Annotated in this window: 8 protein-coding genes; 4 read left to right on the top strand and 4 right to left on the bottom strand. The window is 67.1% G+C overall.

Annotated features, from left to right (window positions below; all coding sequences use genetic code 11):
* Positions 1-4 precede the first annotated feature (4 nt).
* The 3 genes from ACQR1D_RS23895 (at position 5) to ACQR1D_RS23885 (ending at position 4437) form a co-directional block, all read left to right on the top strand.
* Positions 5-2209, top strand: a complete 2205-nt coding sequence (locus tag ACQR1D_RS23895) for a xanthine dehydrogenase family protein molybdopterin-binding subunit (protein ID WP_434839182.1) — start codon at positions 5-7, stop codon at positions 2207-2209.
* A 289-nt stretch (positions 2210-2498) separates the two neighbouring features.
* Positions 2499-3377 (top strand): EamA family transporter, encoded by an 879-nt coding sequence (locus ACQR1D_RS23890; RefSeq protein WP_434839181.1) that lies wholly within the window; start codon positions 2499-2501, stop codon positions 3375-3377.
* A gap of 166 nt (positions 3378-3543) precedes the next feature.
* Positions 3544-4437, top strand: coding sequence for a DUF3313 domain-containing protein (locus tag ACQR1D_RS23885; RefSeq protein ID WP_434839180.1), 894 nt, complete (start codon positions 3544-3546; stop codon positions 4435-4437).
* A gap of 115 nt (positions 4438-4552) precedes the next feature.
* Here the strand turns inward: ACQR1D_RS23885 and ACQR1D_RS23880 are convergent, their stop codons facing one another.
* From ACQR1D_RS23880 to ACQR1D_RS23865, 4 genes are all read right to left on the bottom strand, one after another.
* Entirely contained in the window at positions 4553-5827 is a 1275-nt protein-coding gene (locus ACQR1D_RS23880) for a DUF2130 domain-containing protein (RefSeq protein WP_434839179.1), read from the bottom strand.
* Positions 5828-5935: 108 nt separating this feature from the next.
* Positions 5936-9013, bottom strand: a complete 3078-nt coding sequence (locus ACQR1D_RS23875) for an efflux RND transporter permease subunit (protein ID WP_316238388.1) — start codon at positions 9011-9013, stop codon at positions 5936-5938.
* Positions 9010-10083 (bottom strand): efflux RND transporter periplasmic adaptor subunit, encoded by a 1074-nt coding sequence (locus ACQR1D_RS23870; RefSeq protein WP_434839265.1) that lies wholly within the window; start codon positions 10081-10083, stop codon positions 9010-9012. Before ACQR1D_RS23870 ends, ACQR1D_RS23875 begins: the two co-directional genes overlap by 4 nt.
* Positions 10083-11204 (bottom strand): efflux RND transporter periplasmic adaptor subunit, encoded by a 1122-nt coding sequence (locus tag ACQR1D_RS23865; protein WP_315804395.1) that lies wholly within the window; start codon positions 11202-11204, stop codon positions 10083-10085. Before ACQR1D_RS23865 ends, ACQR1D_RS23870 begins: the two co-directional genes overlap by 1 nt.
* On the opposite strand from ACQR1D_RS23865, the gene ACQR1D_RS23860 reads away from it, so the two are divergent.
* Positions 11195-11374 carry a hypothetical protein gene (locus ACQR1D_RS23860; protein ID WP_316238390.1) on the top strand — a complete coding sequence of 60 codons (180 nt, stop codon included), beginning with the start codon at positions 11195-11197 and terminating at the stop codon, positions 11372-11374. The genes ACQR1D_RS23865 and ACQR1D_RS23860 overlap by 10 nt on opposite strands.
* Positions 11375-11470: the final 96 nt, after the last annotated feature.

Below are 11470 nucleotides of genomic sequence, written 5' to 3'. Positions count from 1 at the left end.
CGTCATGACAGCTCACATCGGCACTGCCACCTCCCGCGTCGACGGCCGCGCCAAGGTCACCGGTGCCGCCAAATATGCCGCCGAGTTCACCGCGCCCGATCTCGCCTTCGGCGTCGTGGTCAGTTCCACCATTCCGCGGGGGCGGATCGTGCGCATCGATACCAGCCGCGCGCTGGCGGTCGACGGCGTCATCGACGTGCTGACTCACGCCAACCGGGTCAGGATGGCGGACAAGGATGACGACTATCGCGACGAGGTCGCGCCGGAGGACGGCTCGCCCTATCGCCCGCTCTACGATGACAGAGTGCATTTCAACTACCAGCCGGTCGCGCTGGTCGTGGCCGAGGACGAGGACACCGCACGCTTCGCCGCAACGCTGGTCGAGATCGACTATGAGGTCGAGAGATTCGCGACGGATCTGCATGCGCTGCGCGAGCAGGCGTTCAAGGTCGACAAGCCGGTCAAGCCACGCGGCGACGCGACAAGGGCGCTCGCCGGCGCAGCCGTGCGTCACGACGCGGACTATGGCGTGCCGATCGAATATCACAACCCGATGGAGCTCTACGCGTCGACGGTGCTCTGGCGTGAGGGCGGCAAGCTCGTGGTCTACGACAAGACCCAGGGCGTCCAGAATGTGCAGCGCTATGTCTGCAGCGTTTTCCGATTGAAGGAGGACGACGTCCAGGTGATGTCGCCGTTCGTCGGCGGCGCGTTCGGCTCCGGCCTGCGGCCGCAATATCAGGTGGTGCTCGCCGCCATGGCGGCGCTGAAGCTGAAGCGCGCGGTGCGCGTCGTGCTCAGCCGTGCGCAGATGTATGGCTTGTGCTATCGCCCGGCGACGATCGAGCGGCTGGCGCTCGGCGCCCGTGAGAACGGCACGCTGGCGGCGCTGACGCAAGAAGCCATCGCAATGACCTCGCAGCACGAGGCGTTCTCGCGCAACGACATCGGCTGGGGCGAGGTGCTCTACACCTCCGCCACTTCGCGCGCGACGCATCGGCTCGCCAGGCTCGACGTGCCGACGCCGGGCGACATGCGCGCGCCCGGCGCCGCCAGTGGCGTCTACGGTCTCGAATGCGCGATGGACGAACTCGCCGTCGCGCTCAAGATGGATCCGCTCGAATTGCGCCTGCGCTGCTATTCCGATCGGGATCAGGACAAGGATCTGCCGTTCTCCAGCAAGCGGCTGAAGGAGTGCTATCAGCAGGGCGCCGGGGCCTTCGGCTGGTCTAAGCGCAATCCGGAGCCGAGGTCGATGCGTGACGGCCGAGAACTCGTCGGCTGGGGGATGGCGAGCGGGGCCTGGGAGGCCTTGCAGATGCCGTTCGCGGCGCGGATTGTGATGACGGCCAACGGACATGTCGAGGTGTCGAGCGCGACCTCCGATATCGGAACCGGCACCTACACGATCATGGCACAGGTCACCGCCGACATGCTCGGCGTGCCGCTCGACAGCATCAATGTGAAGCTCGGCGACTCCACGCTGCCGAAGTCGCCGGTGGAGGGCGGCTCATGGACCGCAGCCTCGATCTCGCATGCGATCGTCAACGCCGCTGATGATATCCGGGCGGAGCTTTTGAAGATCGCGCACACCATCCCGGGCTCGCCTTTGCAGGGGCTTGGGGCCGACGAGGTGACGCTCGCGGGTGGCGCGATCGTTGCCATCGCGGATCGCAATCGTTCGGTGCCCATGGCCGACGTCATGCGCCATGGCGGCATGGACCGGATCGAAAAGGAGCGCGGCTCGGAGTTCGAGGACGACGACAAGCACGCGCACAACACGCATTCGGCCGTTTTCGCCGAGGTGAGGATCGACGAGGAGCTCGGCGTCGTCAGGGTGACGCGCATCGTCAATGCCGTCGCCGCCGGGCGCATCCTCAACACCAAGACGGCTTCGAGCCAGATCATGGGCGGGGTCGTCATGGGCATCGGCATGGCGTTGCACGAGGAAGCCCAGATCGACCAGCGGTTTGGGCGCATCATGAACGCCAACATCGCCGAGTATCACATGCCGGTGAATGCCGACGTTCACGATATCAAGGTGATCTTCGTCGACGAGGAGGATCGCACCATCAACAAGATGGGCATCAAGGGCGTCGGCGAGATCGGCATCGTCGGCGTCGCCGCGGCGATCGCCAACGCGGTCTATCACGCCACCGGCAAGCGTATTCGGGATTTGCCGATCACATTGGACAAGGTCGTGGGGTGAGCCGGTCTCGCCCCCGACAGCCGACGGCTGTCAGGGGTCTTGGGGAAGATCCCAGAACGGCTCCAACTGTGAGACCCATGTTATGTGAATGTGCGTCACGACCATTGTCGTGTCCCGCGCTGGCGGGCATCCGGCTCGGCGGCACTGTCGTGACCAATGCCGTGGGGTACTGGCTTCCCGCGGAACGATGGCGTGTGCCGTCGGCGATGTGATTGCTTGACCGCGGCCGTTGCCAGGGCCAGATTGCTGGACGATCAGAACAGATCGCTCTGCAGTGTGGCCGTTCATCATGCTCTCCGATCTGGCTGCACTGGCGGCTGCTTTCAGCATCGCCGTCAGCAACCTCATTGCGCCGTCGGCCGTTCGCCAACTCGGTCCCGTCAGGTTCAACGCGATCCGTCTCGCAGCGGCGCTCCTCACCATGCTGGCCCTGGTGACGCTGCAAGGCCGCTGGGCCGCGCCGCCGGGGGATCAGCTGCTGATGCTGGCTGCATCGAGCCTGCTCGGGGTCGTCGTCGCCGACTCCTGCTTCTATGCTGCACTGGCGCGACTGGGGCCACGCCTGACGGCCGTCGTCTATGCCAGCTGGGCTGCATTTGCGGCCGTGCTCGGCTATTTTTGGCTTGGTGAAGCACTGTCGGCGATCAAGATCATCGCATTAGCGTGTATCGTCGGCGGCGTGTCCGTCGCAATCATCTTCAGGCAGCCTGGCACCATCGCCCAGGAGACACACGGCTCGCTGCGCGTGGGGCTCGTGTTCGGTCTCGCGGCGGCGCTGTTCGCAGCGGCGGCTGTCCTGATCGCGCGTCCCGTGATGGCTGCCGGCCTCGACCCGGCGTTGGCCACGTCCATTCGTGCCGCGATCGGATTGGCAGCCTTGCTCACTTTGTCCGCCGTTCCGGGTTTCCGCAACTCGGCCGCGGTGGATAGATCAATCGTCATCCGATCGGCGCTCAGCGGTGTGCTCGGGATGGGCATCGGCATGACGCTCGTCTTGTTTGCTCTGACGAGCCGGCCGGTTGGAATCGTTTCTAGCCTGTCGTCGACGACGCCCGTCATGATCCTGCCGCTGCTGTGGTGGAGCACCGGGCGAAGGCCCGCGCCGGCGGCCTGGCTGGGCGCCGTGCTGGCCGTAGCAGGCGTCATCGCCATCACCAGCGGCGTGTGAGGCCGCGGCAGCGGCGTGTGCCACGCACACGCTCGCCGCACTCTCTCCTTGGTTGGTGCCGTTTCGAAACATCTCTCCATGCTTCCGCCCCACGCCGTCCGAAATCTCGGAGAAGGATGCGCCGCCCGCGAGAGGGCGATCATTGTGGGCGTGAGGCGGGAGAAGCATGGTCGAGATCGACGTCGCGGCTTTCGTGAGATCCTGTGCCCCCGCCACCATCCGCCTGACGATGCTGTGCGCGGCGCTCGGCCTGTCGGGTTGCGCCACGGCGCAGATGACGCAGAGCGGCGCGCTCGCATCCTATCAGGCGCTGGCGGAATCGAACGGCCTGCTCGCCAAGTCGCAGCTCAACGTCGACAAGGACAATGTGCTCGCGGCCCAGACCGTGCGTATCATGCCGACGTCCTTTTCGGGGCAGGCCGGCGCGGTGCTGACGGACCAGCAGCGGCAGCTCGTCGCCAATGCGGTCGACCGCGCGCTGTGTCTCAACCTGAGCGAACGCTTCACGGTCGTTGCGCCCAGTCAGAGAGCCGATCTGACGACGCGCACCTTCATCACCCAGGCGTCGCCGACCGATCCGGTCGCCGCCGGCGCGTCCAAGGTCGTGTCGGCCGTGCCTGGCGCGCTGGGCGTCCCCGTCCCAGTGCCGCGGCTGCCGATCGGGCTCGGCAGTCTCACGATCGAGGCCGAAGCGCTCGACCGCAAGGGCCGGCAGCAGGCCGCCATGGTGTGGGCGCGCGGCGCCAACTCGTTCACCAACTCGCCGGTGCTGTCGCAGGCCGGCGATGCCTACGATCTGGCAAGTTCGTTCAGCGCCGATTTCGGCCAGATGCTCGTGACCGGAGAGACCCCGTTCGGCAAGCCACCGAAGCTGCCGTCGATCGAACGCATCGGCGCGGCGCTCGGCGGCAAGCCGAAGAACGCGGCGTGCGAGGCGTTCGGCAGGGACCCCGGGCTCATCGGCATGGTCGCCAACCGTCTGGGCGCCCCGCCGGAATGGGTCGACAAGGGGGCTGTGCCGAGCGACGCCCAGGCGAGCACGCAGATGGCGAAGCAGTAGCGGTCATCTGCATCCGCATGCCACGGCAAAGCGAGACGCGGCGCGATGCGGCTGCATCGGAAAAAGCGTTGATGCGGCGTGATGCTGGCACGCCTCGGGGCGCGGCCGGCGCGCGCTACTCCGCCGCCTCGCTCTTGCCCTCGATCAGCAGCACGTCGAGGCTCTCGATCTCCTGCATCGCGCGGCCGGCGATGCCTTGGAGATCGCCATACAGGCCCGCCGTCGAATCCAGCACGCCGCGCAGTTGCTCCTCGCGCTTGGCCCACAGACGCATCATGGTTTTGCGCTCGCGGTCGAGATCCGACTGCATCTCGGTGAAGCGCTCGACGATGGCGTCGATGCGGTGGCGGAAGCGGGGGCCGGTGAGATAGGCGTAGACCATCTCCATCTTGGTCTGCTGGCCCTCCTGCGCGAGCTTGCTGCAGGCGACGTCGATCAGCGACTGGCGCAGCGCCTGCGACAGCGGCAGCGCGAAGCGCGGCTCGGCGACCCAGACGCCGTCGATCAGGTCGAAGCCGTCGACCCCCTTGGGCAGCGCGCTCGAGACGATCAGCGCGATGTCGGCCTTGGCGGCGCGCAGGTCGTCGCGCAGCTTCACGAGCCAACCATCGCTCCAGTTCTTGGTGCGCTTGGATTCCCACAGGATCGCGCCGCAGGCCTGGCCGCCCGGGCCGACCACGCGATGGATCACGTCGCCGCCGAACTCGCCCTTCGGCACCGGCTCGACCAGGTCGCGGGGAAAGCGCGCGCGCAGTTGCGATTCCAGCTCGATCTCCAGCGCTTCGCCCTGCAGCTGCTGCGAGCCCTGCTCGGCCTTGCGGCGGAGCTCCTCGATCTGCCGCTGCATGCCGGCGATCTGGGTCTCCTTCTCGGCGACCTTGGCCTTCAGGCCCTCTTCGGCCTCTAGCCGCGCCTTGTCGCGCACGGCGACCAGCGACTCCTGCACCTTGGTCTCGATGGTCAGATCGAGCTCGCGGCGGGCCTCGTCGAGCTCGCGCTGCTTGCGCAGCATCTCGGCCTGCGCCTTCTGTGCGTCGGCGAGCTTGGCGTCCTTGCTGACGATGGCCTCGTGCAGCTCGGCAAGCTGGCGATCGCGGTTGCCCATCTCATCGGCCACCGCCTGCCGCGCCTTCTCGGCTTCGGTCTGCGCGATCGCGGCGCGTTCGGCCTTCAGCTTGGCGGCGACCTGCTGGTCGATCGCGGCCTTGGCCTGCGCGATCTGCGCCTGCGCGGCCGTGAGCTGCGCCTCGCGGCGGCCGAAATCGGCTTCTTTCGCCTGGAGCTGCTTCTCGAACTGCCGGCGCGTCTCCGCGATCAGTGGCGCTGCGAGCTGCTCGGTCAGCTTGATCTCGGTGCGGCAGGAGGGGCAGACGATCTGAGGATCGGTCATGATTCGCATCCTTCCATGAAGGCCGAATCTACCCGGCCGCCGCGCGGGCTTTAACCCACGCGGGCGGCTTATCCCACGCAATTATCCGCGATTCACGCAGGCCCCGCGTCAGGCGCCGTGCGCTGCCGGCTCGACTGAATCGCTCGCCTCCGGCGTCTTGATCCGGAACCAGGCGACATAGAGCGCCGGCAGGAACAGCAGGGTCAGCACGGTGCCGACGATGATGCCGCCCATCATCGCATAGGCCATCGGACCCCAGAACACTTCGCGCGCGATCGGGATCAGCGCCAGCGAGGCCGCGGCTGCTGTCAGCATGATCGGCCGCATGCGGTGCTCGGTCGCCTCCATCACGGCCTCCCATGGCGGGCGGCCTTCGTCGCGCAGATGCTCGATCTGCACGATCAGGATCACCGAGTTGCGGATCAGGATGCCGATCAGCGCGAGCACGCCGAGGATGGCGACGAAGCCGAGCGGCGCACCGCTCGGCAGCAGCGCCGCGACGACGCCGATCAAGGCCAGCGGCGCGACCGCGAACACCAGGAACAGGCGCTGGAAGCTCTGCAACTGCAGCATCAGGATCGTGGCCATGGTGAACAGCATGATCGGAACGACCGCGATGATCGGCGCCTGGCTCTTGGCGCTCTCCTCGACGCTGCCGCCGGTGACGACCTGATAGCCGGCCGGAAGCCTGGCGTTGAACGCCGCAAGGGCGGGCTTGAGCTGATCGACCACCGTGTTCGGCTGTACCTGATCGATGACGCTGGCCTTCAGCGTCAGCGTGGGCTGCCGCGAGCGGCGCCAGATCTCGGGCTGCTCGATCTGGTAGCGCAAGGTCGCCAGCGCCGCGAGCGGGATCGACTGGCCGTTCGAGCCCGACAGCTGCAGGTCGCGCAGGGTCTCCAGCGATTGCCGCTCCTTGGCCTGGGCGCGGCCGCGCACGTCGATCAGATAGATGTCGTCGCGCACCTGGGTGATCGAGGTGCCGTCGAGCACGCCGTTCAACGCGTTGGCGATGTCGGAGGACGTGACGCCGAGCTGGCGGGCCTTGTCCTGCAGGACGTCGACCTTCACGACGCGCGCCGGCTCCATCCAGTCGAAGATGACGGCGCCGAGATGGCTGTTGCCGCGCATGACGCCGGCGAATTCCTGCGCTGTCTCGCGCACCTTTGCGACATCAGGCCCGCTGACACGGTACTGCACGGGGCGGCCGACCGGCGGGCCGATGTCGAGCAGGTGCACATAGGCGTCGGTGCCGGGGAACGTCTTGGTGAGATAGGCCTGCAGCTTGGCGCGGGCGCGGTCACGCGCCTCGAGGCTCTTGGTGACGATGATGATCTGGCCGAACGAGACGTCGGCGGGCTGCACGTCGAACGACAGCACGAAGCGCTGCGCGCCGGAGCCGACATAGGTCGACCAGTGGTCGATGTCGGGATCGCCCTTCAGCGCCTCCTGTTCGAACTTCGCCATCTGCGCGTTGGTCTCGGCGATCGAGGAATTCTGCGGCAGGTTGAAGTCGATCACCAGCTCGGTGCGGTCGGAGGAGGGGAAGAACTGCTGCTGCACGAAGCGCATGCCGAACACCGACAGGCCGAAGATCAGGACCGTGGCGACGATCGTGGTCCAGCGGTTGCGCATGCAGGCATTGAGCATGGCGCGAAATATCCGCGTCAGCCGGCCGCCTTCGGCATGGTGACTCGGCAAGGTCGCGGGCAGGATGGTGACGCCGAGCAGCGGCGCAAACAGCACGGCCACGATCCAGGACACGACGAGCGACACGGCGATCACCACGAACAGCGTGAAGGTGAACTCGCCGGCGGCGCTGCTGTTGAGGCCGATCGGAATGAAGCCGGCGACCGTCACCAGCGTGCCCGTCAGCATCGGGAACGCCGTCGAGGTGTAGACGTAGGTCGCGGCCTTGCGCAAGGAGTCGCCCACCTCGAGCCGCGCCACCATCATCTCGACCGCGATCATGGCGTCGTCGACCAGCAGGCCGAGCGCGATGATCAGCGCGCCCAGCGAGATGCGCTGCAGCGAGATGCCGGTGTAGGCCATGAACAGGAAGGTGATCGCGAGCACCAGCGGAATCGAGATCGCGACCACGAGGCCGGCGCGGACGCCGAGGCTGACGAAGCTGATCGCGAGCACGATGATGACGGCTTCGTACAGCGCCTTGGTGAAGCCGCCGACCGCTTCCTCGACGATCTTGGGCTGGTCCGAGACCAGATGCACGCCGACGCCGACCGGCAGATCGGCCACGACCTTGGTCATCTCCTCTTTCAGCGCCTCGCCGAAATCGAGCAGGTTGGCGCCGGCCTTCATGCCGATGGCAAGCCCGATCGCGGGCTGGCCGTTGAAGCGGAACAGCGAGGTTGGCGGATCCTCGTAGCCGCGGGTGATGGTGGCGACGTCGGTGAGCGGGAAGAAACGGTCGTTGATGCGCAGGTTGATCGCCTTGAGGCTCTCCTCGGAGGTGAACTGGCCGGAGACGCGTACCGCGACCCGCTCGGGGCCGGCCTGCAGCACGCCGGACGGCGACACCGCATTCTGCGCCTGCAGCGCGTTGAGGATGGTGCGCTGGTCGATGCCCAGCGCGGCGACCTTGCGTGGCGAGAATTCGAGATAGATCACCTCGTTCTGCGCGCCGACGATGTCGACGCGGCCGACATTGGGCACGGTCAGCACCTTGGCGCGGACCTCCTCGACGCGGTCGCGCAACTGGCGCTGGCTGAGGCCATCGCTGGTGAAGGCGTAGATGTTGCCGAACACATCACCGAAGCGGTCATTGAATCCTGGCCCGACGACGCCGGACGGAAAGTCGCCCTTGATGTCGTTGATCAGGTTGCGCACCTGCAGCCAGGTCGGGACGACGTCGCGCGCCTTGGTCGTGTCGCGCAGGTTGACGAACACCGTGGTCTGGCCGGGCACGGTCAGGCTCTTGGTGTAGTCGAGCGCCGGCAGCTCCTCGAGCTTCTTCTCGATGCGGTCGGTGACCTGCCGCGTCATCTCCTCGGCGGAGGCGCCGGGCCATTTGGCCTGGATCAGCATCGTCTTGATGGTGAAGGACGGATCCTCCTCGCGGCCGAGATGCACGTAGGAGAAGAGGCCCGCAGCCATGAAGGCGATCATGAAATACCAGACGAGCGAGCGGTGCTCGAGCGCCCAGTCGGAGAGGTTGAAGGACTTCACGGCTGAGATTCCTGATCGATGCGGACGGACTGGCCATCCTTGAGACTGTGCACGCCGGCGGTGACGACACGCTGCCCCGGTTCGAGGCCGCCGGTGACGCGGATGCTGCCGTCCTCGTTGCGGGCGACCATGATCTCCTGGCGCTTGACGGAGTTGTTGGCGTCATCCACCAGCCAGACGAAGCTCTTGCCGTCCTGCTCCAGGATCGCCGTCGACGGCAATCGGATGACGGTCCGTTGCTCGGTGTTCACGGTCGCGGTGACGGTGGTGCCGAGCCGCATGGTTTCGGGCGGGTTGTCGAGCGTGATGCGGACGCGACGCGTGCGCGTCGTGGCGTCGGCGCGCGGCGCGATCTCGCGGACCTTCGCGGTCGTGCTGATGGTCGGATCGACCTGCAGCCGCACCGTGAACGGCGTACCGACCTGCAGCGCGCTCGCAATGTCGTCGCCGACGTCGATGACCGCCTCGCGAATGTCGGGCCGCGCCACCGTGACCACGCTTTGGCCGGGCGAGACGACCTGTCCGACTTCCGCGCCGACGGCCGTGACGATGCCGGCGAAATCGGCCTTGAGCTGGGCGTAGCCGAGTTGCTCGCGCGCCTTGGCGAGGTTGGATTGCGCCTTGATCACGGAGGCCTGGGCGGCCGCACGCGACTGCTCGGCGCTCTCCAGCGTCGCCTTGGTGGTGGCGTCGGTTTCCAGCAGGGTGCGCTGCCGGCCCTCGGTGCCGGTCGCGTTGGTGAGCTGCGCCTGGCTGCGCGAGACCTCGGCGGCCGAGGCGCGCACGGCGAGTTCGAGCGCGGCGGGATCGATCGCCGCCACGACCTGGTCCTGTTTGACCATGTCGCCGACATAGACGGGCCGCGCGATCAGGCGTCCGAGCACGCGGAAGCTGAGATCGGCCTTGTAGCGCGGCTCGATCGTGCCGGTGACCGTCGAGACATTGGCCGTCTGCCGTTCGACCTTCATCGACAGCACCGGCCGGACCGGATCGGGAGCGGCGGCCTTCTCGTTGCAGCCGGCGAGCAGAGCGAGCGCGCCGAGCGGAAGAACACAGCGCATCGGCGACATCACGACCGCTTCTCCTCGTTGAACGTGATCTGTTGGCCGACGCTGAGCAGCTTGCCGCCGTCGGTCACGACGCGGTCTCCCGGTCGCAGCCCGGCCGACACCACGATCGCGCCGGTCTCATAGTCCTCGATCGTGATCGGCTTCAGCGACACCGTCCTGTCGCCGCCATCGACCAGCCAGACTGCCGGCGTCTTGCCGGCGGCGGTCAGCGCGCTCCACGGCAGCACGATGCGCTGCTCCGGCTTGATGAAGCCGGTGGCGCTGACGGCGCTGCCGAGGATCATCTCCGGCGGCGGATTCTCGATCGCGATCTTGACGCGGACGGTGCCCGACTTCGGATCGATGGTCGGCGAGACCTCGCGTACGGTGCCCTTGGCCGTGACCGAGGGATCCGACAGCAGCGCCAGCGCGACCTTGCTGTCGTCGAATTTGAGCGACAGCGCGGCTTCGTAGACGTCGATGACCGCGTCGCGGTCGCCGTCATGCGCGAGCGTGAACACGGACTGCGCGGCCTGGGCGACCTGCCCGACCTCGATGTTGCGCGCGGTGATGGTGCCGTCCGCGTCGGCGCGGAGCTCGGTGTAGGTCAGGGCGTCCTTGGCGGTGTCGCGCTGGGCCTTGGCGGCCTCCAGCGATCCCTCCGCCGTGCGCAGCGTCTCCTGGGCCTGGTCGAAGGTCGCGCGCGTCGTGAAGCCGCTCGTGATCAGCGTCTGCTGGCGGTTGAAATTGGAGGTTGCGACCTTTACCTGCGACTCCGCGGCCGCCACGGCGGCCTCCGCGGAATCGAGATCGGCCTGCTGCTCGGCCGGATCGATCCTGGCGAGCAACTGGCCGGCCTTGACGTGCGCGCCGACCTCGACGAGCCGCTCGGTGACGCGGCCGCTGACCCTGAACGACAGGTCTGCGAGCACCCGCGCCTGCACGTCGCCGGTCAGCGTGATCGATTGCCGGCGCTCCGACAGCTTGACCACCTCGGTCCGCACCATCCGGGACGGCGGCGCGGTTGCGGCCGTCTTCTGCTCGCAGCCGGCCAGCAGCAGGCCGACGGCAGCGCAGCCGGCCGCGGCCAGCAGGCGTGAGCCCGGTGCCCGAAGGAAAGAGGATCCTGTGAATGGAGACATGGTCGTATCTTCGGCCCGGTTGGGTGGTGGCGATCATTCCCGTCCTGCCGCGCAAGCACGCAGGGACCGGAAAGCACCTGTTGGTCGTCAGCAGCCCGCAAAACCCGCTCGCCGTTGCAGGCAAGCAGGTTCACGCGAAAGTTGAACACCATCCTCTTGACAGTGCGTGAATTAGACAATCAAATCTAGAATAATTCGTCTAGTAACATTCTCGTGGCGGTTTCGAATTCCCCCTGTGCGGGTTGCCCGGGCGCTCCCGTTGGGAC

Origin of the sequence: Bradyrhizobium sp. HKCCYLRH2047 (assembly GCF_051168175.1) — a bacterium.
GTDB lineage: Bacteria > Pseudomonadota > Alphaproteobacteria > Rhizobiales > Xanthobacteraceae > Bradyrhizobium.
This window is presented reverse-complemented; position numbering and strand designations above follow the sequence as displayed.